The 19563-nt window shown below is 42.6% G+C and carries 14 protein-coding genes; 3 read left to right on the top strand and 11 right to left on the bottom strand.

Features of this window, described 5'->3' with window-relative positions; all coding sequences use genetic code 11:
* Nucleotides 1-25: 25 nt before the first annotated feature.
* From uvrC to F0475_RS01035, 4 genes are all read right to left on the bottom strand, one after another.
* The gene (uvrC, locus tag F0475_RS01050) at nucleotides 26-1858 is read right to left on the bottom strand and encodes an excinuclease ABC subunit UvrC (protein WP_155715012.1); all 1833 of its coding nucleotides are present in this window, start codon (nucleotides 1856-1858) and stop codon (nucleotides 26-28) included.
* A 223-nt stretch (nucleotides 1859-2081) separates the two neighbouring features.
* On the bottom strand, nucleotides 2082-2612 hold the full coding sequence (locus F0475_RS01045) for an adenine phosphoribosyltransferase (protein WP_155715011.1): 531 nt from the start codon (nucleotides 2610-2612) through the stop codon (nucleotides 2082-2084).
* A gap of 117 nt (nucleotides 2613-2729) precedes the next feature.
* The gene (mnmG, locus tag F0475_RS01040) at nucleotides 2730-4601 is read right to left on the bottom strand and encodes a tRNA uridine-5-carboxymethylaminomethyl(34) synthesis enzyme MnmG (RefSeq protein ID WP_155715010.1); all 1872 of its coding nucleotides are present in this window, start codon (nucleotides 4599-4601) and stop codon (nucleotides 2730-2732) included.
* A gap of 124 nt (nucleotides 4602-4725) precedes the next feature.
* Complete coding sequence (locus tag F0475_RS01035) at nucleotides 4726-5541, bottom strand: transporter (protein ID WP_155715009.1); 816 nt, start codon at nucleotides 5539-5541, stop codon at nucleotides 4726-4728.
* 442 nt (nucleotides 5542-5983) lie between these two features.
* Here F0475_RS01035 and F0475_RS01030 point away from each other — a divergent pair, with 442 nt between their 5' ends.
* A complete protein-coding gene (locus F0475_RS01030; protein ID WP_155715008.1) occupies nucleotides 5984-7189 on the top strand; it encodes an MFS transporter in 1206 nt (401 codons plus the stop codon).
* Between the two features lie 122 nt (nucleotides 7190-7311).
* Here the strand turns inward: F0475_RS01030 and F0475_RS01025 are convergent, their stop codons facing one another.
* Nucleotides 7312-7488, bottom strand: a complete 177-nt coding sequence (locus F0475_RS01025) for a hypothetical protein (protein WP_155715007.1) — start codon at nucleotides 7486-7488, stop codon at nucleotides 7312-7314.
* 188 nt (nucleotides 7489-7676) lie between these two features.
* Between F0475_RS01025 and F0475_RS01020 the strand changes: the two genes are divergently transcribed.
* Nucleotides 7677-10247 (top strand): beta-N-acetylglucosaminidase domain-containing protein, encoded by a 2571-nt coding sequence (locus tag F0475_RS01020; RefSeq protein ID WP_155715006.1) that lies wholly within the window; start codon nucleotides 7677-7679, stop codon nucleotides 10245-10247.
* 230 nt (nucleotides 10248-10477) lie between these two features.
* On the opposite strand, the gene F0475_RS01015 is transcribed toward F0475_RS01020, so the two are convergent.
* The 5 genes from F0475_RS01015 to F0475_RS00995 all read right to left on the bottom strand — a co-directional run bounded on the left by F0475_RS01015 (nucleotide 10478) and on the right by F0475_RS00995 (nucleotide 17107).
* The gene (locus F0475_RS01015; RefSeq protein WP_155715005.1) at nucleotides 10478-11551 is read right to left on the bottom strand and encodes an acyltransferase family protein; all 1074 of its coding nucleotides are present in this window, start codon (nucleotides 11549-11551) and stop codon (nucleotides 10478-10480) included.
* 233 nt (nucleotides 11552-11784) lie between these two features.
* Entirely contained in the window at nucleotides 11785-13197 is a 1413-nt protein-coding gene (aspA, locus tag F0475_RS01010; protein ID WP_155715004.1) for an aspartate ammonia-lyase, read from the bottom strand.
* Between the two features lie 52 nt (nucleotides 13198-13249).
* Entirely contained in the window at nucleotides 13250-14458 is a 1209-nt protein-coding gene (locus F0475_RS01005) for a porin (RefSeq protein WP_155715003.1), read from the bottom strand.
* Nucleotides 14459-14641: 183 nt separating this feature from the next.
* A complete protein-coding gene (ansB, locus tag F0475_RS01000) occupies nucleotides 14642-15697 on the bottom strand; it encodes an L-asparaginase 2 (protein ID WP_155715002.1) in 1056 nt (351 codons plus the stop codon).
* 90 nt (nucleotides 15698-15787) lie between these two features.
* Nucleotides 15788-17107, bottom strand: coding sequence for an anaerobic C4-dicarboxylate transporter family protein (locus F0475_RS00995; RefSeq protein WP_009435481.1), 1320 nt, complete (start codon nucleotides 17105-17107; stop codon nucleotides 15788-15790).
* Nucleotides 17108-17510: 403 nt separating this feature from the next.
* Here F0475_RS00995 and F0475_RS00990 point away from each other — a divergent pair, with 403 nt between their 5' ends.
* Complete coding sequence (locus F0475_RS00990; protein WP_199879762.1) at nucleotides 17511-18149, top strand: DUF4294 domain-containing protein; 639 nt, start codon at nucleotides 17511-17513, stop codon at nucleotides 18147-18149.
* A gap of 368 nt (nucleotides 18150-18517) precedes the next feature.
* On the opposite strand, the gene F0475_RS00985 is transcribed toward F0475_RS00990, so the two are convergent.
* Complete coding sequence (locus F0475_RS00985; protein WP_155715078.1) at nucleotides 18518-19540, bottom strand: M28 family peptidase; 1023 nt, start codon at nucleotides 19538-19540, stop codon at nucleotides 18518-18520.
* Nucleotides 19541-19563 lie beyond the last annotated feature (23 nt).

Raw genomic sequence — 19563 nt, 5'->3', positions numbered from 1 at the left:
GTACAATATTTATTTGGTTCTCTGCTTATTCAGTGTGGAAATAATTGTAGATAATGCTAGCTTTGCTTGCACCTATTATATTTGTAAGTGATTGAATATCAGCTTCTTTTATGTTATTTACGCTCTTCAGTTTCTTTAATAACATGTCCTTTGTCTTCGGACCAATACCTTTTATATCATCTAACTCGCTGTGTAACTGATGTTTAGAGCGCTTACTGCGATGAAAAGAGATTGCATATCGATGCACTTCGTCCTGTATTTGTGTGAGAACTCGGAATAGTTCACTCTTCACGTTGAGTGCTACTACTTGCTGTGGGAAGCCAAAGAGAAGTTCATTTGTGCGGTGTTTATCATCCTTGGCAAGTCCAGCAATAGGGATTTTGAGGTGTAATTCATCTTCAATAACCTCTCTTACCACTTCCATTTGCCCCTTACCACCATCTGTAATAATGAGGTCGGGGAGGGCAGAACCTTCTTCTTGCATACGTGTATAACGTCTTCTAACGACCTCCTGCATGCTTGCATAATCATCAGGACCAACCACTGTCTTTATGTTATATTTACGATAATCTTTTTTGGAAGGCTTCATGCCCTTATAAACAATACATCCCGCAACAGCATCAGAACCAGAGATATTGGAGTTATCAAAGCATTCTATTTGATAAGGAAGCTTTGGTAATTTAAGTTTCTCTTGCAGTTCTCGCATTAAGCGAGTCTGTTTCTGCTGTGGATTTAGCTTTTCCGATTGTTTTAATCGATCGAATTTATATTGCTTGGCATTCATCTCTGATAGTTCTAGAAGGTGCCATTTATCACCCCGTTTAGGTATGACGAACTCTGCATCTTTTATCCTAAAATCAAGTTCAAAGGGCACTATAATCTCCTTAGCTGTGCTTTTGAAGCGAGCACGAATCTCTGGAATTGCCTCATTTAATAGCTCTCTAACGTTTTCATCGAGCTTTCTCTTGTATTCATAAGTGAAACTTTGATTGATTGCGCCATTCTTAACATGAATGTAATTAACAAATGCGTTCTTTCTTGTATCATCATCCACGATTGTGAAAACATCGACATCTGTGATAGTATAATTGACTATTTCACTCTTTGCTGCAAAGTTTTCGAGAGCAAGATAGCGCTGTTTACAGAGTTCTGCATCCTCAAACTTCAGTTCTTCTGCATATTTCTGCATTTTTAATCTGAGCATTTGTTGTACGTTACGAGTGTTTCCTTTTAATATTTCTCGTGCTTGCTTGATCGCTTCTTGATAGTCTTCATAGCTCTGTTTGTTGATACATGGGGCACCACAGTTATGTATATGGTATTCTAAGCAAGGCTTATATTTGCCCTGTTCTATGCCCTCTTTTGTGATTGGATAGCGACATGTACGAGGCTTGTAAACCTTTTTTATAATCTCTAAAATGGCATTCATACTACCAATATGGCTGTAAGGACCATAGAATGTGCCATAATGCTTATTAATTGTACGCGTCTTGAATATTCGTGGAAAATATTCGTTTGTTACACAGATGCTCGGATAAGTCTTCCCGTCCTTAAGTAATACGTTATACTTTGGTTTGTATTGTTTGATGAGTTGATTCTCGATTAGTAAGGCATCTTCTTCTGTATTGACAACAGTGTAAGTTATATCATGTATTTTAGAAACTAGTACCTTTGTTTTGAATCTGTCTACCTCTTTGTGGAAATAAGATGATACACGGCTCCTTAGGTTCTTAGCCTTTCCTACATAGATTATTGTATGTTCTGAATCATAGTATTGATAAGTTCCGGGCTTCTCGGGGAGGCTCGAAACAATATTCTTTAAATAGGCTAATCGCTTCAAGTTATTTTCTTTATTCATTTTGTGTAACTGCTTTGTTTAAAGGTCTTTTAGTCTGTTTTGTTTCACGTGGAACGTTAACTATGCTACGTGTGTCGTATTTGCTTTATAGGGACAGAACTTGTTCTTTTGTTTTGCTTGTTGCTTATTAGACGTAATAATGATTCCTGGAAGAGAAAAGGAGCAATCCTCTTAACTGGATAGCTCCTTTCTTTTCTTTACTAACTAGATGATTCTTTATTGATTAGAATTGGAGTAAAGAAGTAATTTCAATATCCTTATCGAACTGGTCACGACTGTTAGGAAATTCCGAATGGAGTTCGATAATGAAGTTACAATACACCTTTTTAGGATTGAACTTCTTAACAAGGTCACATGCAGCTTTCATCGTTCCACCAGTTGCAAGGAGATCATCGTGGAGCAGAACAACGTCGTTCTCGTCGATAGCATCCTTATGAATTTCTATCGTATCTACGCCATACTCCTTCTGGTAACTCTCTTGAATAGTCTCACAGGGAAGCTTTCCCGGTTTACGACAGAGTACGATACCAGCACCCAAACGGGTCGCAATAGCAGACGACATGACGAAGCCACGACTCTCGATACCCACGATCTTGGTCACACCCTTATCCTTGTATAAGTCGACCATCTCGTCCGTAATCTCCTTGAGAGCCTCTGGTGATTTGAATAGGGTAGTCACATCACGGAAATTAACTCCCTTGATAGGCCAATCTGGGATACATCTCAGGTTGTCTAATAATAGTTTTTTGTTCATTTTCAGATTGTTATATAGTTTTGTTTTATGCAGTTGTTTCACGTGAAACGAGGCCTTTCTATATCTTATCTGAGGCCTCTCTTATTCACATTTTTATACTGTTGAGACCCGAAGACATTATCTCCCCATCAAGACAAGGAGCACATTAATATCGCTTGGGCTTACTCCTGGGATACGACTTGCCTGTGCGAGCGTCTCTGGTTGGATTTGTTCTAACTTCTGTCGGCACTCTGTTGAGAGGTCATGTAGCTCACTATACTTAAAGTGTCCTTTGATTTTTATATCTTCAAGTCGGTGCATCTTCTCAGCGAACACACGTTCACGTTCAATATATCCCTTGTACTTCAGTTTTATTTCTGCAGCTTCGGCAATCTCTTCTTTACGGTTAGGAGAAGCCTCGATAGCCTCCTTCAAACTTGGAATAACAGCCGAAAGGTTCTCGAAGTTGACCTGTGGACGTGCAACAAGGTCAACTATCTTCGTTGCTCCCTTGATAGGAGAAGTGCCCAACTGAGCCAAGAATCCATTGACAACCTCGGGCTTAACAGAAGTGTTATTACAGAAGTCAAGGATACGATTGATATGCTCCTTCTTCTGTATCCACCAGTCATAACGGTCCTGTTTAGCTATACCTATATTATAAGCACGCTCCGTCAGACGTGCATCAGCATCGTCTTGGCGCAAGAGAATACGGTATTCCGCACGCGAAGTAAACATGCGGTAAGGTTCATCAACACCCTTTGTCGTGAGGTCATCAATCAACACACCGATATAACTCTCGTCTCTATTCATCACGAAAGGCTCCTTACCCGCACAGAGTAGGGCAGCATTAATACCCGCCACTAAGCCTTGTCCGCCAGCTTCCTCGTATCCAGTCGTACCGTTCACCTGCCCAGCAAAGAACAAACCCTCGATGACTTTTGACTCCAAAGACTGCTTTAGCTGTGTTGGATCAAAGTAATCATACTCGATAGCATAGCCGGGACGATAGATTTTAGCGTCACGAAGGGCAGGAATCTTATGTATAGCATCCAACTGTACCTCCCAAGGCATACTTGAAGAGAAGCCATTCAGATACATTTCATTCGTGTCCACGCCCTCTGGTTCAAGGAAGAGAGGATGGCTATTCTTGTCAGGGAAGGTGACGAGTTTCGTCTCAATTGAAGGACAATAGCGTGGACCTGTACTCTGAATCTGCCCATTGAATAAGGGAGAATCAGCCACCCCACGTCGCAACACCTCATGTGCTTCCTCGTTCGTGTTACACGTCCAGCATGGCAACTGTGGTAGATGGCGATGTGGACCATAGAAAGAGAACTGATGATAATCGGTCTCTCCCGGTTGTGGTTCCATCTCATCAAAGTGTACTGAACGGTGGTCAATGCGCACAGGCGTACCCGTCTTCATGCGATCAGCACGAAGACCATGGCGCGTAATGCTCTCCGTAAAGTTGTGAACAGCAGGCTCTGCACATCGTCCACCCTCCACCTTTCGCTTACCGATATGCATCAGTCCGTTAAGGAAGGTTCCCGCAGTGATAACCACTGTACGTGCATAGATCTCAATACCCCATATCGTTTTGATACCCAATACCTTACCATTCTCTACCAACAACTCGTCGGCTTGATCCTGAAAGATGTCGAGGTTGTCCGTATGGTCGAGTATTGTGCGCCATTCCCAAATAAATTTACCACGGTCACACTGCGCTCGTGGACTCCAAACGGCAGGTCCCTTTGATCGGTTCAGCATACGAAACTGAATCGCTGTAGCGTCGGTCACCAGTCCCATGTGGCCTCCAAGAGCATCTATCTCTCTGACTATCTGACCCTTAGCAATACCTCCGACGGCAGGATTACAGCTCATCTGACCGATCTTATTCATATCCATTGTTATCAAACAAGTCGTTGCACCCATGTTGGCAGCTGCTGTTGCAGCCTCACAACCTGCGTGTCCACCACCGATAACAAGTACGTCATACTTGAATTTCATCGTCTTTTTACAAAAGTATAGGGGCACAATACCCCTAATTTATATCGTCACAAAATTAAGAAATAAATTCGAATTATATCTATATTATAGATAGAAAAGTTCCTTCCTAACTCCCCTCTTTCGCTTAATTCGGCAGCCACGCAACGCCTAAACCAACGTTACTGTATCGTGAGAACTCGTTGAAAGAGATGTCATAGAAAGTGTTTACGTACAGACGTGGTGATACCTTATAAGCCAATCCCGCCTCACTCATAAAGTTGAAGTGGCTGTCTTGTCCCGGTTTAGCCCAATCGTCTTGTCGTTTTGAGTTATATCTATTATAGCTCTCAACGAAGAAGCTCCATCTTTCTGACGGTTGATAAGTGAGGTTAGCACCAATGAAAAGGTCGGGACTCTCAGTGTCTCCGTTCCATTCAGCTCCCAAGTCATAGCCTAAGGTGAACTTACTACTCAGCTCATTCTCGAACAAGAGGTGAGCTTGAAAGCCCAAATGCTTGGGCAGATAGTGTGCGTTACTACCGCCAGGGATGAGCATCGTGCCCATAAAGGCAACCTTTGGAAACACCTTTCCACCCTCATATACCTTGATTTTCGTACCGATAGAGGCATTAGCGATACCCCCAAAATTCCCTTCAGGCGTATGGGTTATACATTCATCAATCTGTAGTCTTACCTCCGCTTGTGGAGTCAGTCCAAGACGAAACGTAGATGTATTGATAGTGAAAGTACGTGCTTGTTTACCGTTTCTTCTGTCCCATTCAAGTACGATACCTGTTTCCCAATCAATTTTACCTTGCTTCATGATGTCGACACCAGTCGTTGCGCCGGGTGCATCCGGTGAGAAATCAATCGTTTCTTGTGCTATAGAGCGCGCAGAGCCGAGCATAAGGAGAGACAGACATAGAGTTCTCCTCAAACTACTTCTAAGATAGGCTATCATAGTCTTCTTTCTCTTTGATAATGTTTCTGTTTGTTTTGATGTGAATTACAGTCCCCTATCTGTACTATTATCCTTTGATACTCATCTTCATATAGGGGACTATCATGCCAGCTACAAAGATACGCATTAATCGGTTGAAAACAATCTTTTTAGGGTTAAAGAATGCCTTATCCTCGAAAATCAAAACTGTTTTGCGCTCTGTCTTACGGCTAATAACCCTCCTTTCTGTCCCTTTCTATCTTCGTGTTAACGTTCCACACATGTTACAATGCTGCCCCACAGAAGTTGTACTAATGTCCCGAACCCTCTTAAGCGGTGGTGTTGTCGACGAAAGAAATCAAACACCTAAACAGGCGCAAGGCATCATGGTTATTACGCTATACGTTCTTTGTTTATAAAGATAATGTGTAACTTTGCATGTTTGGACATAATAACAGAAAAAATGGAACTAAGTAAAAAGGAAGAAGAAAGCAACGAAGAACGTACAGCCTTGGGCATTCTGCTCACAATAAGTTTTTGTCATCTTTTAGACGACACAATGCACTCCATGCTACCAGCTATCTATCCGATGTTGAAAAGTGAGTTTGGATTATCCTTCTTTCAGGTGGGTATCATAACGTTAGTACTACAGTTAACCTCCTCCATCATCCAGCCCTTCGTCGGACTCTATGCCGACAAGCATCACGGTTGGTGGCAGTTACCAGTGAGTATGGTGTTCACGCTTATTGGTATCTTTATGCTTTCGTATGCCGATAGTTTCCTTGTTATCTTAGTCTCAGTGTCGTTGTTTGGCTTAGGCTCATCTATCTTCCACCCACAAGGGTCGCAAGTAGCGCAGCAAGCCTCTGGTGGTCGTAATGGTTTAGCACAAAGTATTTTCCAAGTGGGAGGCAATGGTGGCTTCGCAGCAGGACCATTGTTTGCAGCCTTGATAGTGATACCAGTCGGTCTGAGTGGTGTACGATGGTTTGCGTTTATTGCCCTTCTTTTAGCCGTCATACTAATTTACATAGGAAAGTGGCATGTAAAACAATTAAAGGTCGTTCGTAAACGCAGCAGGGCACGATGGACAACAGCAAAGGCATATACGCGTAATCAGATTTATGGATTTGTGTTTATCCTCTTCGTATTGATGTTCTCCAAGAACTTTTATACAGAAAGTATGGTTAGCTATTTCACCTTCTTTCTGATAGAGAAGTTCGGGGTCTCTATTCAAACATCCCAACTCTGCCTGTTTGTTTTCTTAGCAGCAGAAGTTGTCGGAACCCTTCTTGGAGGCTGGATAGGCGACCGCTACGGACGTAAATACGTGATATGGTTCTCTATCTTTGGTGCAGCGCCCTTCACAATCATGCTCCCTTACGTGGGTAGTCTTGCTGGGACAATCATCTTGTCAGCCATCATCGGACTCATTATAGCATCAGCCTTCTCAGCAATATTGGTCTATGCGACCGACCTCATGCCCAATCATATCGGTACGATAGCCGGAATCTTCTATGGACTTTCGTTCGGTCTTGGTGGACTTGGAAGTACCTTCTTCGGTTGGTTAGCCGATCAGACGAGTATTCTCTTTGTCTTTAAAGTGAGCACATTACTCCCTTTATTAGGTATTATAGCCGTCTATTTGCCAAAGATGAAGCGTGAGTAAGACCACAGCTATCAAGAAAATAAGGTACATTTATTGGTCTATTGTCATTCCAATCATTCTTTTTACAGTTATAAAATGCTATCTGTAAGTCCTTAATATAGAATGTTAAGGATGAAAGCAACTTACATTAATGATACCTGAAGTATTTTAGGTGCAGTAGAGATGAGGGTATAATCAATTTCAAATAGTTCTGTTATGGAACTAAAATACATGATAATATCAGTCAATATAACAACCGAATAAACAAGTATCAGTGCCAAGATGACAACATCAAACCCACCACAATAACTAACTCTCATGCCCTTCTATTCCCTTCAAATAGCGTGTAATCTAATGTGATGAGCGTTATTTACGATCGTGCAGACCCTTTTATTCCAATTAATTCCTTATCTTTGTAGCATAAATCAAATATATTACGCAATAACATTCATACATGCTTGTCCGTGTTGATAGAGGGCAGGCAGGAATCTAAACATTAAAAACCTACATGATTAAAAAGAAACTTTTAGTTACATTTGCAGTAGGGCTATGTGCCTTAACTGCGGCTCATGCGCAGGATAATGAGTTCGATTTAGGTAGTCAGCGTTCGGAGATTCAGTTGGTAAATCCCGTTCCCGGCAATCGGATTGACCATCACGGACTCGTTATTAATCCTACTCCTCGTTCGTTGAAGATGATGAATGGTGAGACAATCGACGTCAGTAATGGTGTTCAACTCATCAATCCTGTTACGAACAAGAAGGTCAAGAGCATTGATTATCAGCCCGACCTCAACTTCATTCCATTGGTTAAGAAGGGGCTACCTCTGCGTATCGAGTTAGTGAAAAATACTGCCCAATTCACAAAGGATATGGCTGGCGTAGCTGCAACTAATGGTGCTTACGTGTTGAAGATAACTAAGAATGGAATCAACATACAGGCTGAGAATGACTTAGGAGTGTTCTATGCCATCCAGACCTTGCGCCAGATGATGGAGAGCCCAGCCGTTGAAATGGGTAAAAAACTACCTTGTTTGGAGATCACCGACAGCCCCGTATTCCCTTATCGTGGTGTTGTTGAGGGTTTCTATGGTACACCATGGTCGCACGCAGTACGCCTTTCATTGATTGACTTCTATGGTAAGTACAAGATGAATACCTATATCTATGGTCCGAAAGACGACCCTTATCACAGCTCACCTAACTGGCGTTTGCCTTATCCCGAACGGGAGCAAAAGAACATCAAAGAGCTTGTTGACGCTTGTAAACGAAATCGTGTAGACTTCGTTTGGGCAATTCATCCAGGCAAGGATATCAAGTGGAACGAGGAAGATTATCAGAATCTTGTGCATAAGTTCGACCTTATGTATGCGGATGGTGTGCGTTCGTTCGCTATCTTCTTCGATGATATTGAGGGCGAAGGAACCAATCCTAACAAGCAAGTTGAGCTTTTAAACCGCTTGACTAAGGAGTTTGTAAAGGCGAAGGGCGACGTCTCTCCATTGATAATCTGCCCTACAGACTACTCCAAACTATGGGCAAAACCAGGGGAGGATGGTCCGTTGAGCATTTATGGAAAGACCCTTGATCCATCCGTGAGAGTGTTCTGGACAGGCGATGTAGTCTGCAGTGACGTTACAAAGAGCACCCTTGACTGGGTAAACAGCCGTATCAAACGACCCGCATTCTTCTGGTGGAACTATGCAGTTACCGACTATGTGCGCAACTTAATACTGCAAGGTCCGGTATACGGATTGGACACCTCGCTCACAGCTAATGATATGTGCGGGCTCGTCAGCAACCCAATGGAGCACGGCGAAGCCTCTAAGTTGTCCCTATATAGCGTTGCCGACTACACGTGGAATCCGTCTGCTTATAATGCAATAGATAGTTGGGAACGTGGACTAGAGGTCATGATGCCACGCGCAAAGGCTGCTTATCGCACCTTCGCCATCCATTCTGCCGATACAGAAACAGGCTATCGGCGTGACGAATCATGGGAGACTGAACCCTTCCGGTTGGCTGATTACTCCAAAGAAAAGCGTGATAAGCTCTATCAAGAGTTCCAACGTGTGGCAGAGGCACCAGCTACTATTGAGGCAGGATGCACCGATTCGCTATTGCTCAAAGAGTTGAAACCATGGCTTGTAGAGTTTGGTAAGCTCGGAGAAAGGGGTAAGAAGGCGATCGAACTCATGGATCTCTATCGTTCAGGTGACGCTGGAAAGTTCTGGAAAGAGTATGTGAATAGTGGTATGACTGCGGCAGATAAGCAGGCATACGAGGCTCATAAGTCGGGAACAATGAAGTTACAACCCTTCTACGAGCACGCTATGTCCGACTTAGGCGATGCTTTTTACGAGCAGCAATCAGGTCAGAAAGCATTTACCTTGCGTGGGATTGGCTCTTACAAAAGCCTTAGTACTACCCAAAGTAAATTGATGTTAGATGGTGACAGCACCACTTTCTACACCTCAGGAGAGAGCCAGAAGGCAGGAGACTGGATGGGTGTCGCCCTCCCAGAACCTATGTCTTTGCGGGAGATACACGTACTTCAAGGTAGAAACTCTAAGGATGATTGCGACTTCTACGACCATGCTGCGTTGGAGTATTCCGTTGAAGGCAAGACATGGAAGCCGCTTTTGAGCGATATGCGTAACCAGTATGACATCCTGTGGAAGTCTGATAGTCCTATTGAAGCACGCTTTATTCGTTTGCGTCGACTTGATTCTGATCGTAAGAACTGGGCTTCTATTCGTTCGTTCGTAGTCACTCCTGTGGGGGCTGCTGATACAGCAACTGATGCGCTCCAGTTGGTGTTTGACCATCGTCCAGAGACTTCTTTCCATAGCACTGGTAGCCTTTCTTTCGAGGTTCCGAGCGGCATTACGTCTTACACCTTCCTACTTTCATTGCCAACGAACGAGCCAGTTTGCTTGCGACAATACGACAAGCGCGGTCGCTTGAAGGCTGAAATAAAGACCAACGAGCCGTTCTTCACCGCTAAAGTTGATAAGAAGGTAACTCGCATGGAATTAGTTGGTAAGGCTGATGTCTACGAGATTATACCTAAGAAGTAAGTTCATTCTTTATACGTTTTATCGCCCTTCTGCGATAGAACTAAAGCCAAAAACAGGGATACACAAGCGTGTATCCCTGTTTTGTTAATGATATTCTCCCTTGCTTAAAGCCTTTCGTTCTCTATGAGTTCCGCACATTCCAGATTATTACAAAAGGCTTGTAATGGTTCTCCAAGTGCTTTGTAATGGTTCTCCAAAGCATTTGTAATAATCTGGAATGATGTTTTCTGTTATTTTAAAAACGTTCTTTGTCCAAAGAAAAGACGGGAGAGTCCGATCTTATCCATCACCCATGTGATGGCAAAAGAGCCCGTTATGGCAAAGAGAACACTTATGAGAAGGAACAACATACCCGTTGGTTCTATCTTAATCAGTAGGTTTTGATAGTACTTGGCAAGCATGGTGAAGATGGGAGAAAATAGCAATAAGGGGAAGGTATTGCGCCCAACAAAGAGCATGATACGGCGTAATTGCGTTGGAATTTGTAGGCGATAGAGCCACAATAACGTACTGATTACGAGATAAACGATACATATTCCGCCGTATGAAGCACGATTATAATTGTTGACATCAAGGCTAATTATGATCAAGAGAATGATGATCCACCATTGAGCTGGGAAACTTTTGCGGAAGTCTCCAACCCCTTGTCGGATGATGACACCGCCTAAGAAGTAGGCTGCATTAGCCACTGAAAGGAGTTGACAACTATGGGATAGGAGCCAAAGAAACAAGGTTAGGAGGATAGTTCGACCTATCCAAAGCTGTTGAGGCTGGTTAAGTGTGTTGATGAAGTTTGCTATCTTGCCCTTTTTAGAGCCTTCTCTCGGCTTTAAATCCACATTGGTCGTATCTGTACCACTCGTCTTGAAAACTCGTTCTGACGGCGTTTTAAATGCCAAATAATAGGACAATCCACATAGAATTAACGTGTGTAAGTACCAATAAGGACCTATTGGATGTAGGAAGATATGGTCTAAGAGGATGGCAGGCGTTAGATGATTGATGTGTTCCCGAATGGGTAGGAGCGCCGCCATTAACGTGTAACTCGATTCCATAATGGCGTAAGGAATAAATATCCAAAGGAGCGTTTTGCCCAAAGCCGACCATGATTTGCGCACGTTAAAGAGGTAACCAGAGACTAAGAGAAAGCCCGGCATGTGAAAAGTATATACATATTGCTTGGCAACGGGATAGGTGTTACCGATGTAAACAAGGTGGAATGCAATCATTAAAGTTATGAAAACGCATTTGAGGAAGTCGAGTTCTTCCACCCTGGGTTTGGCTTTGTGTAATTGAATTATCATTTGCGCAAAGTTATGAAAAAGGTTGAGAATGACAAAGAAGAGCGTCGGTTTTCCTGTAAGAGAGGTTTTTCTTGTGGCTTTATACGATACGAAGAGAAGGGCAGTTGTTGCTTTGTTTGAGGCTAGATAAAAGGAAAGTGGATGTGTCGAAACCCTTGTTTTGACGCATCCACCTAATTTGTTTGTATGTGTTCAATAGACTTTATCGCCTATAGAAACGCATGAAATTTACTTTACTTGATATGCTCTTCCGAGTGGAGCATGTGCTCTGGAGAGAGAATCGCATCCAACTTCTCCTTAGAAAGAATATTGTGTTTGAGGACGAGATCATAAACAGAACCACCAGTCTCGAGGGCTTCCTTGGCAATCTTTGTGCTGTTCTTGTAACCGATGTAAGGGTTCAGAGCGGTTACAATACCGATAGAATGCTTCACCATCTCTAGGCATCTTTCCTTGTTCACTGTTATGCCATCGATACACTTCTCACGTAGTGTGTCCATCGCATTAGGCAACCATGTGAGGTCTTCAATGAGGCATTCTGTGATGATAGGTTCCATGACGTTCAACTGGAGCTGACCTGCTTCTGCAGCAATCATAATGGTTGTGTCGTTGCCAATCACCTTGAAGCAAGTCTGGTTAGTGACCTCTGGAATGACTGGATTCACCTTTCCTGGCATGATACTTGAGCCTGGTGCCATAGGTGGGAGATTGATTTCGTTCAATCCACAACGTGGACCAGATGCAAGCAAGCGAAGGTCATTGCAGATCTTAGATAACTTAACAGCTAGACGCTTCAAAGCACTTGAGTAACTAACATAAGCACCAGTGTCTGGGGTTGCTTCTACCAAGTCTGAGCCTGCAACAAACTGATACCCGGTTAGCTCTGAGAGCTTTTCTGCACAGATCTTAGGGAATCCTGGGGCTGCGTTCAAGCCTGTTCCAATGGCAGTACCACCCATGTTGATCTCATGTAAAAGAGCTGCATTGCGGTTGAGATTAGCGACTTCCTCCTCTAAAGTGTTTGCGAAGGCGTTGAACTCCTGACCGCTAGTCATAGGCACAGCGTCCTGTAGTTGGGTGCGACCCATCTTGATGATGTTCTTAAACTCATTGCCTTTTTTGCGGAAGGCATTGATTAAGTGGTTCAGAGACTCAATCAGTTTACTATTGAGAAGGATGAGAGTTAGACGAATGGTAGTAGGGTAGACATCATTAGTTGATTGCCCGCAATTAGCGTGATCATTCGGTGCGCAGTATTGGAACTCGCCCTTCTTATGACCCATAACTTCGCATGCGCGGTTCGCAATCACTTCATTGGCATTCATGTTAACAGACGTTCCTGCACCACCTTGTACCATATCGGTAACGAAGTTCTCATGCAACTTTCCACCAATAATCTCTCGACATGCTTGAGCCATCGCATCAGCTACTTCGTTGCTAATCTCACCTAATTGTCGGTTCGTCTCAAGGGCTGCTAACTTCACATAAGCTATTGCTGTGACATAGTCTGGATAGTCACACATGCGCTTACGTGATATGTGATAGTTATTGATGGCACGCTGTGTTTGTACACCATAATACGCCTCTTCTGGTATTTGAAGTTCACCTAGAAGGTCACTCTCTATACGAAATTTCTTTTCTTCCATTGCTTAATTAATATTTTGTTTAGTATTATTTAGTATGCTTTGATACGATACATTAGTATGCTTTAATGCGATACATGAACCCAAGTTCAATGCGGTTTGTATTGTAGTTACTCAATCCGCTAAGAGCTGTGTAATGCACCTTTTTACCTATGTAAGCCAGGAATATGCGTAAGTCTTGGCTCTTTACAGGATAGTATTCAAGGCTCCCGATATAGCCATAACTCTTGCGGTAATCCTTGAGCGAGGTGATATCTTTAGCACTGGCAGTCTCATACATACCCTTTAACATTAGGTTCCATTGTGGTGCGAATTGCCAGTTTAACTTTGTGATAAACGAGTTGTAATGCACACCAGCAGCCCATACATTATCGTTATAGAGGGTTGGATTAGTTGATTGCATATCTCTAGAGACTATGCCCAAGCGGTCAACACTATCAAAGGAACCGATATAATCGAAGTACCATTGTAGGTTATCTAGGTTTAACTTCTGCCCTAGGAAGAGCATACGACTATACTTATGACGTGCCTCACTCTGTATTCCCCATGCCCAGCGAGTCTGTAGCTTGTTGCCAAGGAAGCTCCCGTTCCAATTGACAATATAGGTTAGTGGATTGCGGGCGGGCTTTAGCTGGTTAAGTGTAAGTCCATTACCATCTTCATACATGGCGTTCTGACCATACACTTCAGCAAACTTCTCGTTATGAGCATTAGATATTTCAACAGCAATCTCTTGCGTTGGTACTGGGTTATAAGTCACTGTCACGCCTGCAACGAAGTTGTCCATGTTGTTAAGCATATCAGAGTATTGATAGATGAACATGGGGTTCTCATCAAATTCAAAGCCTCCCCAAATCTGACACATCTTACCTGCTTCAACCTTCCAAGCGTCTGAGAACTTATAACCAACCATCATGATGTCGGTTGCCTTAGCAAAGTTATCTTCGCTTTTAGCGTCATTTGCCTTGTTTAAACGGTGCCTGAAACGATAGTAGAGTTTGTCAGTAAGGTTGCCTTTCACCTCTATTCTTAGTTGCTTGTTAGCAAAGCGTGAACTCCAGTCTTTGCTTGCGTCTTGTTCTACTTGCGCACTTGCAGCATAATTGAAGTACACATTAAACATGTCATTGTGCTTCTTTAGCTTTGCAATCTCTTCTGATAAAGACTTGAATTGTCCATCGCTTGCACCATATCCATGGTTGTCCTGCGCTGTAGTTGTTAGCGACAAAGCTAGTAGACAGGCACATAATAGATTCCTTTTCATGCTTTTCAATCTGATTGATAATTGTTTTATATAATAAGTATTAGGGCGCTTATTGATAAGTGATAATAGGTAGAAAGCAAAGTCTCGGAGCTTTTTCATTTGTGTTTTTGAGCCTTCTTGGTTCTTAAAATGAAGTCATTTTTATCAGAGAAGTTGCTCTCTACCCCTTATTAATACTCCTATCTAGTATTCATTGAAGTACTGCTGAATCTTCTGCCAATCCTTTGTTTTAGTCAAGGCAAGCATTAGTAGTATTCGAGCCTTTTGTGGATTGAGGTTTAAAGAGGCTACAAAATGATATTTAGCATCGTCTACCTCGCCGTTCAAATTGGTTGGTCCGAACGCAACTCGGCTTGAGCGAACAATCTGGATACCGCTGTTTTGTGCCTTTACTGCTGCTTCGAATACATCTTTATAGAAGTTTCCATCACCTACACCAGCAACTACAATACCATTATACTTGGCATTTACGAATGCTTCAAAGGGTAGTGCAGAAGCGTTAGCATACCCATATACGATGCCAACTTTGGGTAGTGAGGTTAGAGAAGACACGTCGAACTCTGACGAAAGACCCTGTTTTGCAACTGGTTTATGCAAGAAGTAGGGCTTACCATTGTACACATAACCCATCTCACCATACAATCCTCCCTTGAAAGTAGACACATCTGTGGTGTGAGTCTTTATGAGTGCTTTAGCTTCGAAGAGCTCATTATTCATACAAGCCATCACTCCATGACCCTTAGATGATGGGTCTACGAGAGTGCAGACACCATTATATAGATTGGCAGGACCATCTGCGCTGATAGCTGTTGATGGTCTCATTGACCCAACAAGCACTACAGGTTTATCTGAATGAACGGTCAATGAGAGGAAGTAAGCCGTTTCCTCCATCGTATCTGTTCCATGCGTTACCAATACACCATCATATCCTTCTTTATTCAAGAGGTCATTAATGCGTTTAGCCAACTTTAGCCAAACCTCATCATTCATATCTTGACTACCGATGTTAACAAGTTGCTCACCTGAAATATCAGCTATTTCTTTCACTTGTGGTACTGCATCTATCAAAGTCTGAACGCCTACTTGTCCTGCTCCATACGCAGAGCTAGTAGCCGATGCAGATACACCTGCGATGGTTCCACCTGTTGCAATAATGCGAATCTTTGGCTTCTGTGCCATGACGACAGTGCTTATGATCAATGCAATCACTGTCATGAATGTAATCTTGAAGATTCTCATAAGAATTTTATTTATTAGTTAAACGTTATTGAGTTAACTGATAGTTGGAGGATTCTTCCCTCTCTTTTCTGTTCTAGTAAGCTCTACTCTTTACAAGAACTGAATGACGAGTACACCCAAGAGGATGGACACTATCGTTGTTATAAAGCCTGGTAATTGGAAACTATGATTGATAACATACTTGCCAATATGCGTTGTTCCAGTTCTATCAAAGTCGATTGCTGCAACCTCTGTTGGGTAGTTTGGCAAGAAGAAATAACCATTGCAAGCAGGGAACATTGCTATCAATAAGAGAGGATTTACGCCTAGAACAATGCCCACAGGATAGAGTGTTGTGACTGTTGCTGCTTGTGAGAATAACATGATACTAAGCACGAAGAGTGCCACTGCAAATAGGATAGGAGCAGAAGTAATCATACTTGACAATGCTGCATTCAATACCTTTTCGTTCCCCATGTAGAATGTGTTTCCCATCCAAGCAATACCAAAGATAGCTACAACAGCATTCATTCCAGCCTTAAAGATGTTGCCATTTACAGCATTGGCTACCTTTGCTTTACCAACGAAAAGGATTAAGGCTGCATCTGACATCATTATCATTTCAATGGTTTGACTCATAGAGACTCCTTCTGGACGAAGGCTCGGAACGAAGCCAAACACTACAACCAAAGCAACTCCAAAGAGGAATGCGAAGACGGAACGTTTTGCCTCGGAACCACACTCTAAAGTAGACTCTTGAACGTTTTTAGCGTCTTCTTCTGGGTTGATAAGACCCTTTGCTATACGTCTCTTATACTCTGGATCGTCTACTAACTCTTTACCTACATGGTTCTGAACAAAGGCTGCCACAATGATAGATATTAGAGCCGTTGGAATACAGATCATTAAGACTGTCCCTAATTCAATGCCCTTTGCTCCGAGTAAATCTTGGCTTATTAATGCTGCTGTTGCTGCACTAACTGGACTACAAGTAATACCCAAAGAGGCTGCAATAACGCTCAGACTCAAAGGGCGTTCAGGCCTTATTTTGTTTGCTTGAGCAATCTCTGAGATAATAGGTAAGAGTGAATAAGAAGTGTGAGCAGTTCCTGCTACGACACAGAAGAGCCAACAGGTGATAGGACCAAAGTATGTGATATGTGTCGGATGCTTATGTAGAAATTTAGCAGCAACGCCCACTAAGTACTCCAAACCACCAGATGCCTGCAGTGCAGCAGCAGCCGTAATCACTGATACGATAATCATCATTACATCAATAGGAGCATTTCCTGGGGCCAGTCCGAAGCCGTAAACCAAGATGAAAACACCTATCATACCATAAATACCGAGGCCAATACCTCCCACACGAGCACCTATGAAAATAAGTGCCAAAATAATGAGTAGTTGTATAATTACTATTGTTGTAACCATTTCGAGATGATTATATTCTGTGAAGTGAGTTGTTTTTACAAAAGTAGGAAATTTATTAATACAAGTACTGGAGATGGCTAATAAAGATAAAGTGTTTAACAATCTTTAGTATCAGAAAGTAATCATCAAGATCATAGATAAGTGTTATTTGCGGATTAGAAGTGACATTCTGACAATTATTCTAAAAGTCTTCTCGTGTCAAGAACATATACATTAGGAATACTGGTAAAGGTTCTTCTATAGCTTAACTCATATTCTTTACAATGCTTCTGGTCAAATGACAGAATAGAAGCGAAGCGTCTTTAACTGCCAACCAATGGTGTGTTTATCCTTTAAGAAAATGATAAAAATAATATTAAAAACCTATTCGTCTTCAGAAATAAATGCTACTTTTGCCTATAATATGAGATTAATAAGAAAACTTTTCACGCTTTTGTCGCTGTTTGCCTTTGCTTCGGCTGCAATGGCACAAGACCATATTAACCCTGAAGATCGTGTTGTTGACATGAACTCTCCGACGTTTGTTCCGATGGTACACATCGGTAAAGCGAAGGTAGGAAGCGATAGTATTCAATACGTAAGGACAAGTAATGTGTATGTATTTCCGCCTATGGAGTTCAAAGATAAGGCTCAGGAAACGGCATATTATCGCTTGGTTTATAACATCAAGAAGGTTCTTCCTATTGCTAAAGAGTGTCATCAAATTATTCTCGAGACGGGTGCTTACCTCGAAACTATCCCTACAAAGAAGGAAAGAGATGCGCACATGAAGCGTGTGGAAAAGGAGATTTGGAACACATATAAGCCTCGCATGAAGAAGTTGACATTCACTCAAGGCAAGTTACTCATCAAACTCATTGACCGCGAATGTAACTCTACTTCCTACGAACTGGTGCAAGCTTTCCTTGGTCCTGTTCGTGCTGGTTTCTATCAAGCGTTCGCTTGGGCGTTTGGAAGTAGCCTAAAGAAGCGTTACGATCCACAAGGAGCTGATCGCCTTGTAGAGCGTATTGTACTGCAAGTTGAGGCTGGTCAATTATAGTGGCAAGCCTTAACTATTCCCCTGAATACACTTAGCTATACAGCAGAAGAGACTTATTAAATTTGAAAAATAGATTATTTTATTTTCGTTTTTAATCTATTAAGCTGTCATTTTTAGTCTATTTTTATATCTGATGAACGCTTTTTCCCACTTTACATCAGGTTCTTTTCCTTTGTAAGGGGAAGTTTCCTAGAGGATAGAAGAGGGTAGGGAGGGCTATGCGAAGCATGATTTTGTGTCATGAAAAGTAGTCTTCTATCTTCTTGAGAACGCCTTTCGCTAGGATAGAAGACCTCTGAAACGAAAGAAGGCTAACGTCTTTGAGATTACTCAAAGAGTTAGCCTTATATGGAAAAAACTTCTTTCTCTTATTTAGTATATAGAACTTGAATGATGGTCTGACCCACTGCCTGCAGTGTATTCTTATCAATGTGTTCCATCGTATCATTGATGGTGTGCCACGTAGGACCAAAGCTGCTCTGTGCGCAATCAGGGTAGTATGGGATAATATCTATCGTTGGTATGCCTGCATTCTGGTTCACTGGGATATGGTCATCAGTAATCATTCCACCTGGAGAATCAGGGAAGTAAGAGCCAAAACCAGCCGACTTTGCTGCTGCCCACACCTTCTCAACAATGTTATTAGCGTATTGCTGCGACATTCCTTCACGATAGAACTGAGCGCCTTCACCGCCTACCATGTCCAAGAGAATGCCGTATTCGGGCTTGATAGTGCCTGGGAAGTGCAGAGAATAGTACTGCGCACCGAGTGCCCAGCTGTCTCCTGTGTCCTTATAGTTGGTCTCCCACTGTGGAACTCCCCAATCCTCGGCATCGAAACAGACAAAGTCTACACCCATAGTAAACTTCTTATCTGCCTGTAACTGGCGTGCAATCTCAAGCATAACAGCAACTCCACTGGCGCCATCGTTGGCTGCCATGACTGGTTTACGGTGGTTGGTAGAGTCTGGATCATTGTCTGCCCAAGGTCTACTATCCCAGTGTGCGCAGAGAAGAACACGTTTCTTTGCCTGTGGGTTGAGCCTGGCAATGATGTTAGTAGACTTTAGCACTGTTCCGTCATAGCCCTTTAAGTCTGCCTTTTGTTCCTCAACTTCACATCCAAAACGCTTGAATTGCTCCACAATCCACTTGCCGCATTGCTCATGGGCAGTAGAGTTCATGGTGCGAGGACCGAACTCGCATTGCGCAGCAGTGTATGCGTAAGCAGAGTCGGAATTGAACTTTGGACCAATAGGATGCGCTGTTGTAGTAGTATCAGCATCCGATGTCGCATTGTTATTACTTGCTTTTCCTTTGCATCCATAGGCTACGCTCGTCAGAGTGAGGGCTAGGATGCACCCTAAAAGAATCCTTATTTTTGTTTTCATCATTGTTTATTGTAATCAAAAAC

This window comes from Prevotella vespertina, from assembly GCF_009728485.1.
In the GTDB taxonomy this organism is placed as follows: domain Bacteria; phylum Bacteroidota; class Bacteroidia; order Bacteroidales; family Bacteroidaceae; genus Prevotella; species Prevotella vespertina.
The sequence above is the reverse complement of the archived record's forward strand: the minus strand, read 5'-3'. Positions and strand labels throughout refer to the sequence as shown.

Bases quoted from the DNA above. Each gene is read 5' to 3' on its own strand.
- F0475_RS01045 (WP_155715011.1), bottom strand. From the start codon at position 2,612: ATGAACAAAAAACTATTATTAGACAACCTGAGATGTATCCCAGATTGG.
- F0475_RS01005 (WP_155715003.1), bottom strand. From the start codon at position 14,458: ATGAAAAGGAATCTATTATGTGCCTGTCTACTAGCTTTGTCGCTAACA.
- ansB (WP_155715002.1), bottom strand. From the start codon at position 15,697: ATGAGAATCTTCAAGATTACATTCATGACAGTGATTGCATTGATCATA.
- aspA (WP_155715004.1), bottom strand. From the start codon at position 13,197: ATGGAAGAAAAGAAATTTCGTATAGAGAGTGACCTTCTAGGTGAACTT.
- F0475_RS00990 (WP_199879762.1), top strand. From the start codon at position 17,511: ATGAGATTAATAAGAAAACTTTTCACGCTTTTGTCGCTGTTTGCCTTT.
- mnmG (WP_155715010.1), bottom strand. From the start codon at position 4,601: ATGAAATTCAAGTATGACGTACTTGTTATCGGTGGTGGACACGCAGGT.
- F0475_RS01025 (WP_155715007.1), bottom strand. From the start codon at position 7,488: ATGAGAGTTAGTTATTGTGGTGGGTTTGATGTTGTCATCTTGGCACTG.
- F0475_RS01030 (WP_155715008.1), top strand. From the start codon at position 5,984: ATGGAACTAAGTAAAAAGGAAGAAGAAAGCAACGAAGAACGTACAGCC.
- F0475_RS00995 (WP_009435481.1), bottom strand. From the start codon at position 17,107: ATGGTTACAACAATAGTAATTATACAACTACTCATTATTTTGGCACTT.
- F0475_RS01035 (WP_155715009.1), bottom strand. From the start codon at position 5,541: ATGATAGCCTATCTTAGAAGTAGTTTGAGGAGAACTCTATGTCTGTCT.
- F0475_RS00985 (WP_155715078.1), bottom strand. From the start codon at position 19,540: ATGAAAACAAAAATAAGGATTCTTTTAGGGTGCATCCTAGCCCTCACT.
- uvrC (WP_155715012.1), bottom strand. From the start codon at position 1,858: ATGAATAAAGAAAATAACTTGAAGCGATTAGCCTATTTAAAGAATATT.
- F0475_RS01020 (WP_155715006.1), top strand. From the start codon at position 7,677: ATGATTAAAAAGAAACTTTTAGTTACATTTGCAGTAGGGCTATGTGCC.
- F0475_RS01015 (WP_155715005.1), bottom strand. From the start codon at position 11,551: ATGATAATTCAATTACACAAAGCCAAACCCAGGGTGGAAGAACTCGAC.